Below are 17817 nucleotides of genomic sequence, written 5' to 3' on the forward strand. Positions count from 1 at the left end.
GGGCCGGCTCGGCTCCGCCGGGCCGCGCGACCGGCCGCCCGGGCTCACCGCCCCGGGGCGGGCGGGGCGCCGATCCGGTGGAGGGGGGCGGACGAGGCCGACGGGTCAGGGGCGTCGGCCTTCTCCGCGAAAGGGGCGTCGCCCACCGTGCCGGAGGCGTCCGGGGTGCCGGAGCGGGGGGCGCCGCCGGTCGCCCAGCGCTGGGGCGGTGCGTCGTCGCGGACCTTGACGGCGACCGGCGAACCGGCGTCGGGGGCGGCCGGGACGACGGCGAGGCCCTCGTTCCAGCGCGGGACGATCTCGCCCTGGAGGGTGAGGTCGTAGCGGACGTCCGCCGCGTCGGGCGCGCCGCGGCCGGTGCAGTCGCCGGCGACGAGGATGCCACCCAGGCTCCGGGAGTCCAGGCAGAGGCCGGGCGCGAGGGCGCTGCGCAGCCGGCCGTCCCGCTCGTAGACCCAGCGCTGGCTGGGCGCGGTGGAGCAGGCGGCCATCACCACGTCGGCGTCCGCGTCCGCCTCGCCGCCCGCGAAGTCGACGCAGAGGTCCGCGTCGATGTTGCGCAGCACGAGGGTGAAGGGCCCGGTCTGGCTGCCGGCCGACGTCGCCGAGGGGTCGGGCACGGGCGTGCCCGGTGTGCCCGGGGCGGTGCCGGTGACCGCCCCGCTGGGGGCGGTGGAGTCCGTGTGGTCGGTCTCGTCGGACCACAGCAGGGAGACCAGGGTGCCGACGAGGACACCCGTGACGACCACGGCCGTCCCGAGGCCCAGCGCCGTCGGCCCGGGCCGTTCCACCGCGGCGCGCCGGCCGCGCAGCACCAGGTCGGGCAGCACGGTGCGGGCGGTGCGCACACGGGCGCGGGCCGGCTGCGCGCCGCCCCGGACGGTGCCCGGCCGTGAGTGCCGCCCGCCGCCCCGCCCGGCGGACGTGCCCGGGCCGCCGCGGTCCGGCCCGGTGGGCGCGTCCGGTCCACCGCCCTTCAGCCGGGCCTGCCGGCGGCGGCCGGGCCGGGACGCCAGGTACCCGGCGGCCGCGCCGCCGAGCAGCGCCTGAGCGAGGAGGACACCGAGACGTCCGCCCGACTGGTCGAGCTGGTCGGCCGCGTACCCGCAGTAGCGGCACTCGGAAAGGTGCACCTGGACGTCGGGGATGAGGCTTCCGCCGCGGCGCAGTGATATGTCGAGAAGCCGGTTGTAGTGGCGGCATTCGCCGGTGGGCGCGTACTCGCGGTGGGTGCGCACGCAGGCGCCCCTGAACTGTTCGCGCGCCTGCTCCAGTTGGTCGGAGGCGACGCGGGGATCGAGGCCGAGCAAACCGGCGGGTATGGATATGCCTTCGGCCTCCGTCTCGGCATGCCACAGCAGGACCTGCGCGACCATCGGCATTGCGTGGAAAGCGCGGGAGACCAATTGCCGGCTCTCGGGCGGGGGCTCGGGAATCGACAGTCCGGGGAGCATCGTGGTCACGCGCGGGTCGCGGGCCCACGCCTTGGCGATATGCCGGGTGGTGACCAGCAGCTGCGGGCGGACCGCGCCGCCCGCGCCGTTGCGCGCGAGATTGTCGAGCACCTGGGAGAAAGCCGCCGTGGCGAGCATCGACGCGGATTTCGCGGAGGGCGCGCACAACGCCGCGTAGTCGAAGACCGGTTGCCAGTGCCGGGCGAGCAGTGCGGCGACGGGGTACGCAAACAGGTCGGCGGCGCCGCCGTACAACTCGGCGGCGAGCTCCTCGTCGGAGACCCCCGGGGTGCGGCCCGGCTGGTCGGGGGGCACGCTCCCGGGCGTGCTGGGGTGCTGCATCGACGTCTTTCCATCCATGGCTTTGCGGTGGGGGGTTGCTGTGCGACCGTCGGTTCCGGTCGGCAGCACACCGACGGCCGACGGAAAGGCGGTCACCTGTTGGTACACACCTTTCCGGGGACGGCGCCCCCTCTTTTGGAGAGGCTCGCCCGCAAAGAATTCGAACGGTTGATCACAATGGTGTCCTGCGGATCACAAGAAGCCTCACCTTGGCACAACTGCCCGGCCAGTAACAAGAGTTCCACAAGGCGACCCAATCGACCCGTCGGACCGAACCGCCCCCGCCCCCGCCCCCGCGGAACCGGTTTCTGGAACGCGGGTAAGTACAACAATGGCAGCGCATTCGTGGAGAACTCCTTGACGCTTGCCCGAAAACAGTCCATCCGGAAGGGGGTTACCACGCGAAACCCCCGGTCCGGCGACGACCGGACCCGGAACAGTCCGGAAACACGCCCCGGTGACGCGTTTCCGGTGTCCGGACAGGACTACGCTGCGATCCCGGCAAATCGCCACGAAATCACCAGGAAGGGATTCGCCATGGCCACTCGCCTCAACCCGTACATCAGTTTCTCCGGCGACGCGAAGCAGGCGCTGGAGTTCTATCGGAGCGTCCTCGGCGGCGACCTGCGCCTGAGCACCTTCGGCGAGATGAACCCGGACCTCACCGGCGACGAGGCGAACCAGATCATGCACGGAATGCTGGAGACCCCGGCCGGCTTCACCCTGATGTGCGCCGACACACCGCCCGGGATGCCCCACTCCCCCGGCACCAATTTCGCGGTGAGCCTCAGCGGCGACAACGCGGACGAGCTGAGGGGCTACTGGGAGAAGCTCTCCGCCGACGGCACCGTGACGGTCCCGCTGGAGAAGCAGATGTGGGGCGATGTGTTCGGCATGTGCACGGACCGGTTCGGCATCGCGTGGATGGTCGACATCCACGAGCCGCAGGGCTGAGCCACCCGCACGTCGCCGGACGCGGCCACCCGACGGCCGGTGCGGCCCGGGTCAACGGAGCGGGGCGGTCCAGGTGAGCCGGGTGCCGCCCTCCTCGGGCGCGGCGAACCCGAAGGTGCCGCGCACCGCCCGGGCTCGTTCGGCGAGGTTGGCCAGACCGCTGCGCCGCCCCTCGCGCGGGATGCCCCGGCCGTTGTCCGTGACCGTGAGGCGCACCTCCTCGGCCGTCGCCCGCAGGACGACGTCGACCCGGGTCGCGTGCGCGTGGCGGGCCGCGTTGCTCAGCAGTTCCGCGAGGGCGGCGACCACGTGGTCCGCGACATCCGGCGGCACGTCCGTGTCGAGCAGCCCCTCCATGCTCAACCGGGGAGGGAAGCCGAGCGCGGTCACCGCGTCCCCGACCGTCCGGGACGCCCGGGCGCGCAGGCTGGGGGCGGTTCCCTCGTCCCGGGTCCGCAGCCCGAAGACGGTCGACCGGATGATCTTGATCGTCTCGTCCAGGTCGTCCACGGCCCGGCCCACGCGCTCGGCCGCGCCGGGGTGGTCCACCAGGCGGGCCGCGCTCTGGAGGGTCATCCCGGTGGCGAACAGGCGCTGGATCGCGAGGTCGTGCAGATCGCGGGCGATGCGGTCGCGGTCCTCGAAGAGGACGAGCTGCTCGGCGTCCCGGCGGCGTTCCGCCAGTTCGAGGGCGAGGGCGGCCTGACCGGCGAAGGCTTCGAGGGGTTCCAGCTCCGCCTCGGCGAACACGGGCCGGCCCGCGTCGCGCACCAGGACCAGCGCGCCGCCGGCCCCGGACCCGAGCGGCACGGCCACGGCGGGCCCGGGACCGGACCCGGGGTCGGGGATCGAGCCCGGCCCGGAGCCGCCCGCCGCACCGGAGCCGGGGCACGGCCCGGCACCTGGTCGCGGCCCGGAGCCGCCCGCCGCACCGGCGTCGGCCGCCGTGCCGGAGCCGGCGGACGCGAACGCCACCGCGTGCGGGTCCGCGGCGAAGCGTTCGTCCTCCGCCAGGCACCCGGAGACCACCGGTGCCCCGGCCGCGCGGGCCGCCCCCGCGAGGGTGCCCTCCGCCGGCGCCGTCCGCCCCTGGAGGGTGCCGTCCCCCACCGAGACCTCCACGGCCAGGTCGTCCGCGCCCTCGACCGGGACCACGACGGAGGCGAGGCGGGCCCCGGCGATCTCCCCGGCCCGGCGCGCGATCAGCTCCAGCACCTCATGGCGGGCGTCACCGGAGAGCAGACGGTTGGTCACCTCGGCGCCCGCGCGCAGCCAGCGCTGCTGGCGCTGCGAACTCTCGTACAGCCGCGCGTTGTCGATCGCGACGCCCGCCGCCACCGAGAGGGTCGTGATCACCGCCTCGTCCTCCGCGTCGAACTCCAGCCCGCCCCGCTTGTCGGTCAGGTAGAGGTTGCCGAACACCTCGTCCCGCACCCGGACCGGCACCCCGAGGAAGGTACGCATCGGAGGGTGGTGCTCCGGGAATCCGTACGAGGCGGGGTGGGTGCCGAGGTCGGCCAGGCGCAGCGGTTCCGGTCGACGGATCAGCTCGCCGAGCAGGCCGTGCCCGGCCGGCAGCGGCCCGATCCGCTCACGCTGCCCGGGCGTCATCCCGGAGGTCAGGAACTCGGACAGGGTCCGGCCGTCCGGTCCGATCACCCCGAGGGCCCCGTACCGCGCGTCGACGAGCTGGGCGCCGGCCTCCACGATCCGGCGCAGCACCTGGGAGAGGTCCAGTTCCCGGCCGACGGAGACGACGGCCTCCAGCAGGCTGTGCACCCGGTCCCGGGTGCCCCGGACCGCGTCGATCCTGACCTGGAGCTCCTCCAGGAGTTCGTCCAGCCTCATCCGAGGCAGCGGCGACAACGGCGGCTCCACGCCCACGACTCTTCTTCCCTCCGCCTCCGGGCCCCGACCCTGCGAGCCCAGCCTAACGAGCTGCGGGAGGGGCGGGAGCAGCGACGGCGGGCACCGGCGAGAACGCGTCGCGCCCGCCCCGCGCGAGGCGGGACGGGCACGACGGCACCGGCCGGGCGCGGACCGGGGGACGGTCCTCCGCGCCCGGCACGGGTCTACGGGGTGCGCGCGTTCCCGGCGTCGCGCGCCCCGGGGCTCGCGCGCACGGGTGCGCAGGCCCTGACGGGAGGGGTCAGCCGTGCGGGACGACCGCGACCGGGCAGCGGGCGTGGTGCAGCACCGCGTGCGCGGCCGAGCCGATCCGGGTGCCGACCGGCCCGCGCCGGGCGCGCCGCCCGACGACCATCAGCCCCGCCGACGCGGACTGCTCCAGCAGGACCTGCCCCGCGCTGCCGATCTCCACGTGCTCGACGACCTCCACCTGCGGGAAGCGCTCGCGCCAAGGGGCCAGCGCCTCCTGGAGCGCCTTGCGCTCGTACGGCTCCAGGCCGCCCGCGTCGTCGATCAGGGCCAGGGAGCCGGGGCGCCAGGCGTAGAGCGGGGGCAGGCTCCAGGCGCGCACCGCGCGCAGCGGCACGCCCCGCACGGCCGCCGCCTCGAAGGCGAAGCCCAGCACGCCGGCGCTCTCCTCGGCGGACCCCTGCTGACCGACCACCACATCGCCGTCGGGGGCGAGCAGAGGGTTCTCGTCCTCGGCGCGCACGGAGACGACCGGGCCCGTGGCGTCGGCGATCACCTGCTGACCGTAGGAGCCCAGCAGGAACCCGAGCAGCGCGCCGTGGCCCCGAGTGCCCAGGCAGAGCAGCTCGGCCCGGCCGGACTCGGCGACCAGGGCCGCGACCGGGGTGTCCGAAAGGATCTCGGACCTGACGTCGAGGCCGGGGTGCCGGTGCGTCACCCGCTCCTCGGCCTCCCGCAGGACGGCCCGCGCGGACTCGGCCTCCGCGTCCCGGTTCTGGAGGACCGGGATGTCCAGTGGCTGCCAGAGCCAGGCGTGCACGATGCGCAGCGGCAGGCCGCGCACCTGCGCCTCCCCGGCGGCCCAGTCGGCCGCCGCCAGGCTCTCGGGCGAACCGTCCACCCCTACAACTACGGCGCGAGTCATGGAATCTGCCTCCGTACGACGACACGGGTGCCGGCCCCCCTCGACCGGTCGCTGCGTCCAGCTTCGCGGGACGCGCGCCTCCCGGGGAGGGCCGATCGGCCCTGCCGTGTGGTCCGTTCGGCACACGGGCGCCCCGGCGGTCCGGGCCGGCATCCGCTCGCCTGCCCGGCCCGCGCGGCTCGCACACACGCGCCCCGCCCGTGCGCCGGTGCCCGCGTACCGCGGTGCTCTGGCGGCCCGGCCCTGCTCTACCGCACCGGGGTCTCGAACCCGGGTCCGGGCGTCAGAGTTCCGTCAAGGACGCGTCGGGAAGGCGTCCGGACTTCCGTTTCGTGCAGGGCGTCGCGGTAATTTCCGTCGCATGGTTTCCCTGCGGCACCCCGACCGTGCCGTCCGCCGCTCGGTCATCGCCCTCCTCCTGCTGTCGGGACCGCTGATCGGGGCCGGCGTGGTGCTGGACCACTGGCTGGTGCTGAGCATCGGCGTCTGGGCGCTCATCTCCGGTATCGCGGTCGAACTCGTCTACCGCCCCTGACCTCCGGGGCCGGGTTCCTTCCGCTGTACGCGGGTGACCGGCCGCCCCGGCCCCTGCGCCGTCACGTACGGTGTGGCCGTTCGGTTTCGGGGGCGGAGGGCACGTCATGAGTTCGCTGGAGGACCACCACGGTCAGCTGGAGGTCCTGGCCCGGTCGGTCGCCGACGCCGTGGGGTCGGGCCGCCGCCTCACACGCGACGAGATCGAGGCGTACCGGTCGTGCGGGAACGCGGCGGCGGAGCAGGGGTTCGGTCTGCGTTCGATGATCGTCGCGCACATAGCCACCGCGCGGGTCGCGTGGGCCTCGGGGGACGTCGGGGACGCGCTTGCCCTCGTGGAGCAGTCCGTGGACGCCCTGGCCGCCGGTTACGAGGGAGCGCAGCGGCTGGCCGTACGGCGGGAGGAGGCGGCTCGGCGCGAGTTCATCGACGATCTGCTGTACGGCGGGAGTGACCTCGGGCGCCTCGCGGAACGGGCCGAACGGTTCGGGCTGCGGCTGTCGCACGCGCATGCGGTGGCCGTGGCGGGAGGGCCGGCTGTCTTCGACGAAGGGGGTGCCGGTCTGCGGAAGGTCGAGCAGGCGGTCTTCCAGCGGTTCGGGGACCGGCATGTCCTGCTGACGACGAAGGACGGGCACCTGGTCTGCGTGGCCCCGGGCGACCAGGACGACGTGCTCGTCCACTTCGCGAAGTACGCGCACGCGGCCACGGACGGCGCCCAGGTCGCGGTGGGGCGGCCCCACCCCGGCCCCGGTGGTGTGCGGCACTCGTACGAGGAGGCGCTCGCCGCTCTCGATCTGGCCGAGCGGATGAGGCTGGACGCCCCTGTACTACGGGCCGCCGACCTGCTGGTCTACCCGGTGCTGCTGCGTGACCGGGCGGCGATGTCCGATCTGGTGGAGCACACGCTCGGGCCGCTGTCGCAGGCGCGGGGTGGTGCCGGTCCGCTGCTGGAGACGCTGTCCGTGTTCTTCGACGCGGGCTGCGTCTCGGCGGAGGCCGCCCGCCGTCTCAACCTGAGCGTGAGGGCGCTGACCTACCGACTGGAGCGCATCCATCGGCTCACGGGGGCCAATCCGGCCGATCCGGGCCACCGCTACACGCTTCAGGTCGCCGTGGTGGGTGCGCGGCTCCTGAACTGGCCGGACACACGGGGCTAGGGCCTGCCGCGGGCGGGCGGATCTGTGCCGCTGGAGGGTTCCGGTTAGGGTGTGGGGAACGCGCCGGGACGCGCCGGGTGTGCCGGGAAGTCCGGTCGGCGTCGGGGAGGGCCCCGCCCCGCTGTCCCGTGTTTCCGGAGGCCCTGTGGTGAGCACCCGTCCGCGTCTGCCGTTCCTCGGCGTGCTGCCGTGGCCCGAGCGTCAGGCTGTCGCCCGCGCCCTGCGCACCGAGACGGTCGGCGGGCTCGCCCTGCTCGGCGCCGCCGTGGTGGCGCTGGTCTGGGCGAACACTCCGTGGCAGGACGTCTACCAGCAGGTCCGCGACTTCCACTTCGGCGTGCCCGCGCTGGGGCTCGATCTCTCGGTCGGGCACTGGACCGCGGACGGGCTGCTGTCGGTGTTCTTCCTGATCGCGGGTATCGAGCTGAAACGCGAGCTGGTGTCGGGAGAGCTGCGCACCCCGGCGACGGCCGCCCTGCCGGTCGTCGCCGCCGCGGGCGGCATGATCGTGCCGGCGGCGGTCTACCTCACGGTGGTCGGCACCGCGGGCGGCTCGCGCGAGGGCTGGGCCGTGCCGATGGCCACGGACATCGCGTTCGCGCTCGCTGTGCTGGCCGTCATCAGCACGCACCTGCCCGCGGCGCTGCGGGCCTTCCTCCTCACCCTCGCGGTGGTGGACGACCTGGGCGCGATCCTGGTGATCGCGGTCTTCTTCACCAGCGACCTGAACCTCTTCGCACTCGGCGGCGCGGTGGCGGGGCTGGCCGTCTTCTTCCTCCTGCAGCGCAGACGGGTGCGCGGCTGGTGGTGGTACGCGCCGCTCGGAGTCGTCGTGTGGGCACTGACGTACAACAGCGGCGTCCACGCCACGGTCGCCGGCGTGGCCCTGGGCCTGATCCTGCGCACCACGCCGGACCGGGGGGAGAAGCAGTCGCCCGCGGCGCGTACCCAGCATGCGCTGCACCCGTTCTCCGCCAGCGTGGCCGTCCCGTTGTTCGCGCTGTTCGCCGCCGGGGTCGAGGTCTCCGCGGGTGCGCTGGGGGACGTGTTCAGCAGGCCGGAGACGCTGGGTGTGGTGCTCGGTCTGACGGTCGGCAAGACGGTGGGGATCTTCGCGGGCGCCTTTCTGGCGGCCCGGCTCACACGGGCGCGGCTCAATCCGGACCTCGCCTGGGGCGACGTGTTCGGACTCGCGACGCTGGGCGGCATCGGGTTCACCGTGGCCCTCCTCATCGGCGAGCTCGCCTTCCCCGGCACCGCGCTGGGCGACGAGGTGAAGGCGGCCGTGCTGCTCGCCTCCCTGCTCTCCGCCGTCGTCGCGGCGGTACTGCTGCGACGGCGCAACCGGCTCTACCGGGAGTTGTCCGAGGCGGAGGACGTGGACACCGACGCCGACGGCGTCCCCGACATCTACCAGCGCCCGGAGGGCGGTGCTGGGGGTGGGAGGGGTTCGGGGGGTGGGTCGGCGTTCCGGGGCTGAGGGGCTGCGGTGCGTCACGGGGTGTGCGGTACAAGGTGTCCGATACATGGAACTGTCTGTTCATATAACGATCCGAACACCGGGGTGCCGTATTCCGGCATTACTCGCCGTTATGTGATCCGCGTCACTAAGAATCGCGTAAACGGCATGGTAGACATGCCCAACTCCAGTCAGGGCCCCGGCGGGTCGTGGCAGGCAGTGACCGGCTTCGGCCGGCAGTTGAACCAGGGTGCGGGCACGGGCCGCACACCGCGCACGCCGCCGCGCACCCCGGGTCGCCGACGGACAACGGCGTTCGCTCACACCCGACCACCGACCGGCAGCCACCCCTCCGCATGCCGGTCCTGCGCCATCGAGGTATGCCAACGTGTCACTTCAGTCCATTACCGAGTCCATCGACTCCGGCGTCAGCGAGTTCTTCGAACCCGTGGCGACGTGGCTCACCAAGGTCGTCTTCTGGGAATGGTCGGTCGCCGGCGTCAAGGTGCCGCTGATCGTCGCCTGGCTCGTCGTCGCCGGCCTGGTCTTCTCCGCCTGGTTCGGACTGATCCAGTTCCGCAAGTTCAAACTCGCCGTCGCCGTCGTCCGCGGCAAGTACGACGACAAGAACTCATCCGGCGAGGTCAACCACTTCCAGGCCCTGACCGCCGCCGTCTCCGGCACCGTCGGCCTCGGCAACATCGCCGGTGTCGCCGTCGCCGTCTCCATCGGCGGCCCCGGCGCCACCTTCTGGATGATCCTCTGCGGCCTCCTCGGCATGGCCACCAAGTTCGTCGAGGTCACCCTCGGCGTGAAGTACCGCGAGGTCCACCCCGACGGCACCGTCTCCGGCGGCCCCATGCACTACCTGCCCAAGGGCATGGCAGACCGTTTCGGCAAGAACGGCAAGACCCTCGGCAAGATCCTCGCGGTCCTCGCCTCCGTCATGATCCTCTTCTTCGGCCTCTTCGGCGGCAACCTCTTCCAGGTCAACCAGTCCTACGCCCAGCTCGTCTCCGTCACCGGCGGAGAAGACGGCCTGATGGGCTCCTCCGCCGGCGCCCTGTTCTTCGGCATCCTCATCGCCGCGATCGTCGGCATCGTCCTGCTCGGCGGCATCCGCTCCATCGCCTCCGTCACCAGCCGCCTCGTCCCCGCCATGGCCGGCATCTACATCGCCGCATGCCTGATCGTCATCCTGGTCAACGTCACCGCCGTCCCCGCCGCCATCGCCACGATCATCGAAGGCGCCTTCAACCCCCAGGGCGTCGCCGGCGGCATCCTCGGCGCCCTGATCATCGGCTTCAAGCGCGCCGCGTTCTCCAACGAGGCCGGCCTCGGCTCCGCCCCCATCGCCCACTCCGCCGTGAAGACCAAGCACCCCGCCAGCGAAGGCCTCGTCGCCCTCCTGGAACCCTTCATCGACACCGTCGTCATCTGCACCATGACCGCCCTGACGATCGTCATCGCCAACCCCGCCAGCTGGGGCGAGGCCCGCGCCGGGGAATCCATCGGCGGCGTCACCATCACCTCCGACGCCTTCGCCACCGTCCTGCCCTGGTTCCCCTACATCCTCACGATCGCGGTGATGCTCTTCGCCATCTCCACCGTCCTCACCTGGGGCTACTACGGCCTCAAGTCCTGGACCTACCTCTTCGGCCGCAGCAGGGCCAGCGAGATCACCTACAAGATCCTCTACACCCTGTTCGCCGTCGCCGGCTCCCTCCTCACCCTCTCCACCCTGATCGAGATGGCCGACGCCATCCTCTTCATGCTCGCCGTCATCAACATCATCGGCCTCTACCTCCTCGCCCCCGTCGTCAAGCGCGAACTCGACCGCTTCCTCGCCTACGTCCGCGCCCGCGACACCGGCGAAGACGACCCCGAAGACCAGGAACCCGCCAAAACCACCGTCTAAACCCCCGGCCCACCCCCACAGCCGCCACACCCAGCCACACCCAGCCGCCACACCAGGGCCCGCACACCCCCACCAGGGCGTGCGGGCCCACCCCCAACCCCCTGACGAGGCCAGGCTCGGTGGTCGGTGCGTTCTCACGCGACGCCGGGTGCGTCGGGCCAGCCGAGAGGGTGGTCGTCGGCGGGTGCCGGGGGCTCCTCGCCCGCCTCGCTGAAGGTGTGCAGGGCGCCGATGAGAGCCGCCCGCTCGTTCGATGACAGGCGCTCCACCACACTGCGGATCTCGGCGCGCCTGCGCGCCGTGACGTCCGCGACCAGTTCCCCGCCGTCCTCCGTGAGGCTCAGCACGGTCTCACGCCGGTTGACCGGATTGGTGCGGCGGTCCACCAGACCCGCGGCGACCAGGCGATCGACCATGCGCATGGCGGTGGACGGGTTGACCGCCAGCTGTTCGGCGAGCTGGACCAGCTTGGCCGACCCGTGGCTGGACAGGACGACGAGCAGCCGGAACTGCGGCAGGGTGACCCGGTCCTCGCACGAGGCGAGAGAACGGGCGGAGATCGCGACGAGCAACCGCGAGGCGGTGAGCACGGCGCGGGTCACGGCCTCGACGTCGTCGTCGGGCAGCGGCAGGTCACGGGACTCGGCGGGCATGCCCTCTTTCTACAACCCGGCACCGGGGGCGCCGAACGAGGGCTTCGCTTCGGGGGATCGCGCGTTCAGGCTGCGACCGGATCCCGAGACGCCGGCTCGCAGTCACCGCTCCGGCGGCGGCACTTCGTGCTCCGCCGCGACCAGCAGCATCGCGGCGTCGTCATGCAGGGGCCCGCCTGCGTGCTTCACGAGATCACCGCGCAGGGCCTTCAGGGCTGTCCCCGGAGCGCCGTCACGCAGCAGTCGCGCCCGTGCGGGCAGCGGATAGAAGTCGCCGTGACGGTCCCGGGCCTCGGAGACGCCGTCCGTGTAGAGCAGCAGGCGGTCGCCCGGGCCGAACGGTACGGGCCGGGCGGCGGGTCCTGCGGTCTCGTGCACGCCGAGCCCGAGAGGAAGTGCCCGTTCGCGGGGTTCGGCGAACCGGGACGTGCCGTCGGCGCCCACGAGGAGCGGCGCGGGATGGCCGTAGTTGAGGACCAGGGCGGTCCCGTCCCCCCGCAGCTCCGCGAGGACCGCCGTCACGAACTTCCCGCCGTGGAGTTCACGGTCGGCGGAGCGCTCCAGCCGTGCTCCCACGTCGCGCAGATCCCGTTCGTCGTGCGCCGCCTCGCGGAACGCGCCCAGGACGACTGCCGCCGTCCCCACGGCTTCCAGGCCCTTGCCCTGGACGTCCCCGACGATGACCCGGACCCGGTCCCCGGTCACGACCACGTCGTAGAGGTCCCCGCCGATGCGGGCCTGCGCGGTCGCCGACGTGTACGAGACCGCCACGCGCAGCGGTCCCGCCCGCTCCGGGACCGGGCGCAGCAGCACCCTCTGGGTCACCTCGGCGACGGCGCGCACGTCCGCCAGTTCGCGTTCCCGGCGCTCCCGCATGGCGACGGCGAGAAGGCCGGTGGCGGTGACACAGGCGACCGCGGCCATCGCGGTGACCACCCGGCGTGTCCCCAGAAGTCCGCTGTTGGCGCCCAGCAGCAGGCACAGCAGCAGGCCGAGGACACCGATGAAGGCGGTACGCCGCCGGTCGCCGACCAGTCCGGCGAGCGCCGGCCCGACGGACACCAGCGGCAGCAGCCCCACGGAAGGGCCGGCGGCCACGTCGGCGACGGCGACGACGGCCATCACCGCGTAGGGCAGGACGGCGAGGGTCCTTGATCCCGAATCCCGCGGCACACCGGTTCCCGGTGCCGCCCTGCCCGTCATGCGCCCTCCCGACTTCCGCCCCGGTTCCTCGTCCGGCACCTGTCTTGTTTAGCCTATGCAAAACTTTCCCTGGGCAAGATTCTCGGGGCCGTTACTGAACCGACGCCGGCGGGCGAGGCGCCGGAAGAGGAGGTCACATGCCCGAGCCCCAGGATTCCCCGCGCGGTCCGGGCCGCGCCCTCGGATGGCGAGCGCGCCTGGCGCGGCTGCCCGTCGGCCTGTACCTGATCGGCCTGGGTCCGCTGTTCGGGAAGAGCACGCTGTTGCTGATCCACACGGACCGCTCGTCCGGGTCGGTCCGCAAGGTGGTCCTGGAGGTCGTCGAGCACTCCCCGGGGGACGGCACGTGGATCGTCGCCTGCGATACGGGGCTGCGTCTGCCCTGGTGCCGGGAGCTGCGGGACCAGCCGCAGGCGACCGTCCAGTACGGCAGGCAGTACCACCCCGTGTCGGCGGACTTCCCCGGCACGACGGAAGGCGCCCGCGTGCCGGCACGTCGCCCCGGTCGCCACAGGCTCACCATCCGTCTGCTCCGCGGCCTCGTGGGGCTCTCCGGCCCCGGCAACGACCTGCCGGGCCCGGGGGCCGACAGGCAGGTCGGCCTCGTCCGGCTCCGCAGCGTGCTGCCGCCGCCTCAGGGCCGTCGAACCGGGCGGCCCCCGCGAGGCGTGTAGTGCCGGGACGGCGTTCAGCACCCCGTCGCACGCCATCTCCTCGCGCGGATGAACACGGCGGCGCCGCTTCCCGTACAGAGGGGCACGCGCCGTGCCGACGCGAACCGGGTTCCGACGACTGCAACGACATCCGTCAGATCGGGAGCCGCCACCATGAACCGAAGCCGACAGACCCAGCCCTCTTCAGCGCTATGGACGATCGGAGTCCTCGCTGTCGTCTGCGCGGTCGTCGCCGGCCTCTTCGCCGTCTTCGACGAGGAAGACAAGGCGGTGGCCGGCACGCGGCCGGTCGTCGCCGGCGAGAACGGACATGCCGCCTCCGGTGCCGCCGGTCACTCCGCCCCGGATGCCGCCGGAGCGGCTTCCGACGGCGCGCCGGACTCCGCCGGCGCAGCGGACTCCGCCGGACCGCAGCCGGTGACCCAAGTGGACCGCACCTTCCTCGTCGCCGTCCGCCAAGCCGGCCTCTGGGAGATCCCCGCCGGCCGTCTCGCACAGACGCACGCCTCCAGCGAAGCGGTGAAGAGGGCCGGGCTGCACCTGATGGACGGTCACAGCAAGCTCGACCAGCTCGTGCGTGAGGACGCGAAGATCCTGGGGGTGCCCTTGCCGAACGAAGCCACCGAGGAGCAGCAGGAGTTCGTCCGGCGCATGGAGCAGGCCCGTGGCGCGGAGTTCGACCGGATCTTCGCCAATCTGCTGCGTGCGTCGCACGGCAAGATCTTCGCCACCATCGCCGAGGTCCGCGCCGCCACGCAGAACGACCTGATCCGCCGCCATGCCCGGCAGGCCAACCAGACCGTCCTCGACCACCTCGAAGTGCTGGAGGACACCGGGCTGGTGGACACCGCCACCTTCCAGGAAGTCGAGGAAGCGGTCACTTCGTAGTGCGACGCGGGTGCGGTGCCGTCCGGTGCCGCACCGCACCCCACCCTGTGCGCACACCCCTAGGCGAAACCATTGCCCTGTGCAATGCTTCATGCCGGGAGGGTCGGCCGCACCGGCCACCCCCACTCGCGACCCGGAGCTGGCACGGCGCCGTCGTCCAGCGAGTGGAGTGGCGTTCGCCGCCGACCCTCCCGTCTCTCGCCCTACCGGATACCGCCCGACCGCCCCCGCGGCGTACCCGGCCGGACGTCCTTCCGGGGCCGGCCCGGCAACCAAGGTCCCCGGGCGGTACGGGACGCCGAAGTGACCGAGCAGATCGCCGCCGTCCTCCAGCAGCAGGGCGAGACATGCGGGCGCCGCAGGGTGGCCCGGCTGATGCGGCGGGCCGGACTGGCCGGCCAGCACCGCAGACGACGTCACCGCACCACAATCCCCGCCCGCATGCGCCCACCCGCCCGACCTGGTCATGCGCGACTTCCGCGTCGACCCGGTCGGGGCCGACAGCCGCGGGTGCGGCGACATCACCTACGTCGCAACCGACGAGGGCTGACCCCACCCGGCCACCGTCACCGGCATCGCATCCCGCCGCATGCTCGGCAGGGCCACCACCGGCCACCTGCGAACCGGGCTCGTCGCCCACGTGCCGAGGGCAGCGCTCAGCACCCGCCGCCCTACTGGTGCGGTGATCTTCCACTCGGCCCCTGGCTGCCAGCACACCAGCCGTGATTTCGCTTACCTGGCCGTCGAGTTCGGGGTCCACCTCTCGGTCGGCGGCACCGGGCAGTGCTGGGACAACGCGCCAGCCGGATACCGACCTGGTCACCGAAGAGAACCTCGGCGCTCTCCGCCTTCGCCCTGGCCCGAATCGAGGGCCAGGTCTCCTCGAGCCATACGCAGACCACTTCCGGATCTTGCTCGACCGCCCGCTTGTCCGAACGCCGGAAGGTCAGCCCCCACCGCCTGAGGTACACGACACCCTGAAACAGGACGGCGACCTCCACCCGGTCCCGGCCCTCCAACAATGCGGCCGCCAGCAACCGCACAGCTTCCTGCCCGTTCGGCGACCGCGTCCGCCATCACCCAACGGATCACTAACCTCGCGCTATCACGAGATGGCGTGTCCAGTGTTTGATCAAGAACACGAAAAGTGCCCTTGACCTGCAACGATAGGACTTGCTGAGGGTCCTGTTGGCTGCGAGGAAAAGAGCACTTTCCAGGTGAGAGAGCTTACCGGGTCATACCCGTCTGTCCGCGTCCAGGGCGACGGCCGTCAGGTGATCTCGCAGGCCGGCTCGGTCCTGCTGGTGGAGACGGTCCGCAAGGCCGGTCTGGACACCTCGATATCAGCGGCACTCGGGCCGTGGCGGAAGCCACGGTCCGTGCACGATCCCGGGAAGGTCCTCCTGGACGTCGCCCTGGCGGTCGCGTTGGGCGGGGACTGTCTCGCGGATGTCGGCATGCTGCGGGCCGAGCCGGCGGTGTTCGGGCCGGTCGCCTCCGACCCAACAGTCTCCCGCCTGCTCGACTCCCTGGCGGCCTCCGGGGAGAAGGCTTTGCAGGCTATCCGTTCCGCGCGGGCCGAAGCACGCGAGCGCGTCTGGCGAACGGCCGGACGGGCAGCGCCCGACACCGGCGGGATGGTGACCGTCGATCTCGACGGGGTACTGGTGATCGCGCACTCCGACAAGGAGGACGCAGCCCCGACCTGGAAGCGGACCTATGGTCACCACCCGCTCATGGGTTACGTCGACCACGGACCGGGAGGCACAGGGGAACCCGTGGCGGCCCTGCTGAGGCCGGGGAACGCGGGCTCGAACACCGCGTCCGACCACATCATCGCCGCCCAACTGGCCCTGGCCAGCTGCCGAAGAAGTACCGGAGCGGGCGCCGGACCCTGGTCCGCACGGACTCCGCGGGCGGCACCCACGACTTCGTGGCCTGGCTCGCCCGGCGGGGACGGTGGCAGTCCTACTCGGTCGGCATGGTGATCACCGACGTCATCCATCAGCACGTGCTGAAGGTTCCGGCTTCGGCCTGGACGCCGGCCGTCGAGGCGGACGGCGAGGTCCGTGACGGGGCCTGGGTCGCCGAGCTCAGCGGCGACGTCCTGGACGGCCGGCCGAAGGGAATGCGGCTGATCGTCCGCAAGGAACGACGGCACCCCGGGGCCCAGTTGAGGCTTACGGATGCAGACGGCATGCGGCTGACCTGCTTCGCCACCAACACGCCCGGCCGGCCGATCGCCGAGCTCGAGCTCCGTCACCGGCTGCGGGCCAGGGCCGAGGACCGCATCCGGGCCGCCCGGGCCACCGGTCTGCGCAACCTGCCCCTCAAGCGCATGGCACAAAACCGGGTCTGGCTGGAGATCGTGCAGATCGCTCTCGACCTGCTGGCCTGGATGCCCATGCTCGCGCTGACCGCGAAGCCAGACTCGGGGAGCCCCGCCGCCTGCGGCTTCGTCTGCTCAGCACGGCTGGACAGCTCGTGACCACCGGCCGCCGCCGGATCCTCCGCCTGGCCCGGCACTGGCCCTGGACCAGCCACATCACCGCAGCTCTCGACCGACTCGCACTCCCCCCGAACCCCGGCTGATCAGCAGATTCACCCGTCCCTGCGAAAGAACCCTCTACCTCGGAGCAGTGGAACCCGGCGTCCACCCGAGACGACACTCGGGACCTCAGCCTGCACAGCCTCAGCCCACAGCACGAAAACGGTCCACCGACTCCGTCGGCGGACCGTCACGAACCTTTGAGTTTAACACACCGTCAACGAGCCTGAACTCTAAGCGTCCCCAATCAGGTCGTGGCTGCCCCACGGCCGTCGGTCTCGAAGACGGGGCCAGGGCACGGTTGGCGACCAGCGCGCACAGGGCGCTTGGCGGCCTGAAAGTTGCATGGACGGCCTCGCCCCGATGCCAAGATTGGAAGATCGGGCGGCATCTAGCCTTTTCCAACCTGTTTCTGGGGCAAGCCTGTTGGCCTGACAACATGATGAAGCCCTGGTAGATGGGTTTTCGACCAAGAGAACCGGCTCCACCAGAGGCTTCACATGCTTGTCTACCCGTCGGGCGTCGACGTGTCCAGCTCCACCCTCCGCTTCCTTACGCAGCAACTACGGCGACACCGCCGCGCGATCGGCTCCCGGTGACGTCGCCTCAGCGCCGGCCGCCAGGCCCTGCTCACCCTCGCCCACCTTCGGATGGGACACACCTAAGACGTCGTCTCATTTGGTGAGTCTGCGGTAGCAGATGAGGCTGCATGCGATGGCGGTGAAGGCCAGGAAGTGCTCGGCCTTGCGTTCGTACCGGCGGTGCAGGCGGCGGCAGCCGCTCAGCCAGGACATCGTGCGCTCGATCGTCCAGCGGTGCCGGCCCAGCCGGGTGGAGGATTCGATGCCCTTGCGGGCGATGCGGTGCCGGATGCCCCGCTTGCGTAGCCATCGGCGCAGGTGGTCGTAGTCGTAGCCCTTGTCCGCGTGCAGCTTGGAGGGCCGCCGTCGGCGGGGGCCACGGCGGGAGCGGATCGGCGGGATGCCGCGCACAAGCGGCTCGAGTGCC

General features: G+C 72.2%; 14 protein-coding genes and 2 pseudogenes. 10 read left to right on the forward strand and 6 right to left on the reverse strand.

What is annotated here, in order from left to right:
• Positions 1 to 44: 44 nt before the first annotated feature.
• A complete protein-coding gene (locus C593_RS30405) occupies positions 45 to 1796 on the reverse strand; it encodes an RICIN domain-containing protein (protein WP_018849909.1) in 1752 nt (583 codons plus the stop codon).
• Between the two features lie 537 nt (positions 1797 to 2333).
• On the opposite strand from C593_RS30405, the gene C593_RS0124165 reads away from it, so the two are divergent.
• Positions 2334 to 2750, forward strand: coding sequence for a VOC family protein (locus tag C593_RS0124165; RefSeq protein WP_018849910.1), 417 nt, complete (start codon positions 2334 to 2336; stop codon positions 2748 to 2750).
• Positions 2751 to 2801: 51 nt separating this feature from the next.
• On the opposite strand, the gene C593_RS0124170 is transcribed toward C593_RS0124165, so the two are convergent.
• Entirely contained in the window at positions 2802 to 4598 is a 1797-nt protein-coding gene (locus C593_RS0124170; RefSeq protein ID WP_018849911.1) for a GAF domain-containing sensor histidine kinase, read from the reverse strand.
• Between the two features lie 301 nt (positions 4599 to 4899).
• Positions 4900 to 5772, reverse strand: a complete 873-nt coding sequence (locus C593_RS0124175) for a universal stress protein (RefSeq protein ID WP_026278029.1) — start codon at positions 5770 to 5772, stop codon at positions 4900 to 4902.
• A 361-nt stretch (positions 5773 to 6133) separates the two neighbouring features.
• On the opposite strand from C593_RS0124175, the gene C593_RS33105 reads away from it, so the two are divergent.
• From C593_RS33105 to C593_RS0124195, 4 genes are all read left to right on the forward strand, one after another.
• The gene (locus tag C593_RS33105; protein ID WP_018849913.1) at positions 6134 to 6307 is read left to right on the forward strand and encodes a hypothetical protein; all 174 of its coding nucleotides are present in this window, start codon (positions 6134 to 6136) and stop codon (positions 6305 to 6307) included.
• A 106-nt stretch (positions 6308 to 6413) separates the two neighbouring features.
• Positions 6414 to 7466 (forward strand): helix-turn-helix domain-containing protein, encoded by a 1053-nt coding sequence (locus tag C593_RS0124185; RefSeq protein ID WP_018849914.1) that lies wholly within the window; start codon positions 6414 to 6416, stop codon positions 7464 to 7466.
• A 145-nt stretch (positions 7467 to 7611) separates the two neighbouring features.
• Complete coding sequence (gene nhaA / locus C593_RS0124190) at positions 7612 to 8946, forward strand: Na+/H+ antiporter NhaA (RefSeq protein WP_018849915.1); 1335 nt, start codon at positions 7612 to 7614, stop codon at positions 8944 to 8946.
• Between the two features lie 367 nt (positions 8947 to 9313).
• Positions 9314 to 10843, forward strand: a complete 1530-nt coding sequence (locus C593_RS0124195; RefSeq protein WP_018849916.1) for an alanine/glycine:cation symporter family protein — start codon at positions 9314 to 9316, stop codon at positions 10841 to 10843.
• Between the two features lie 134 nt (positions 10844 to 10977).
• Here the strand turns inward: C593_RS0124195 and C593_RS0124200 are convergent, their stop codons facing one another.
• Together C593_RS0124200 and C593_RS0124205 are read right to left on the reverse strand one after the other, a co-directional pair.
• Positions 10978 to 11496 carry a MarR family transcriptional regulator gene (locus C593_RS0124200; RefSeq protein ID WP_018849917.1) on the reverse strand — a complete coding sequence of 173 codons (519 nt, stop codon included), beginning with the start codon at positions 11494 to 11496 and terminating at the stop codon, positions 10978 to 10980.
• A 102-nt stretch (positions 11497 to 11598) separates the two neighbouring features.
• A complete protein-coding gene (locus C593_RS0124205) occupies positions 11599 to 12618 on the reverse strand; it encodes a PP2C family protein-serine/threonine phosphatase (protein ID WP_018849918.1) in 1020 nt (339 codons plus the stop codon).
• 218 nt (positions 12619 to 12836) lie between these two features.
• Between C593_RS0124205 and C593_RS30410 the strand changes: the two genes are divergently transcribed.
• The 5 genes and pseudogenes from C593_RS30410 to C593_RS33930 form a co-directional block, all read left to right on the forward strand.
• Positions 12837 to 13373, forward strand: coding sequence for a hypothetical protein (locus C593_RS30410; protein WP_018849919.1), 537 nt, complete (start codon positions 12837 to 12839; stop codon positions 13371 to 13373).
• A gap of 153 nt (positions 13374 to 13526) precedes the next feature.
• Positions 13527 to 14261 (forward strand): DUF4142 domain-containing protein, encoded by a 735-nt coding sequence (locus C593_RS0124215; RefSeq protein WP_018849920.1) that lies wholly within the window; start codon positions 13527 to 13529, stop codon positions 14259 to 14261.
• A gap of 84 nt (positions 14262 to 14345) precedes the next feature.
• Positions 14346 to 14987 (forward strand): IS3 family transposase, encoded by a 642-nt coding sequence (locus C593_RS33110; RefSeq protein WP_486591175.1) that lies wholly within the window; start codon positions 14346 to 14348, stop codon positions 14985 to 14987.
• Between the two features lie 491 nt (positions 14988 to 15478).
• Positions 15479 to 16853, forward strand: a pseudogene (locus C593_RS30420) (IS1380 family transposase).
• 456 nt (positions 16854 to 17309) lie between these two features.
• Positions 17310 to 17471: pseudogene (locus C593_RS33930) on the forward strand (IS5/IS1182 family transposase); the annotation flags it as partial.
• A gap of 12 nt (positions 17472 to 17483) precedes the next feature.
• Here the strand turns inward: C593_RS33930 and C593_RS0124230 are convergent.
• Positions 17484 to 17817 (reverse strand): IS5 family transposase (locus tag C593_RS0124230; protein ID WP_018849921.1); only part of this gene is annotated, 334 nt, incomplete at its 5' end.

It is taken from the genome of Streptomyces sp. CNT372, assembly GCF_000377145.1.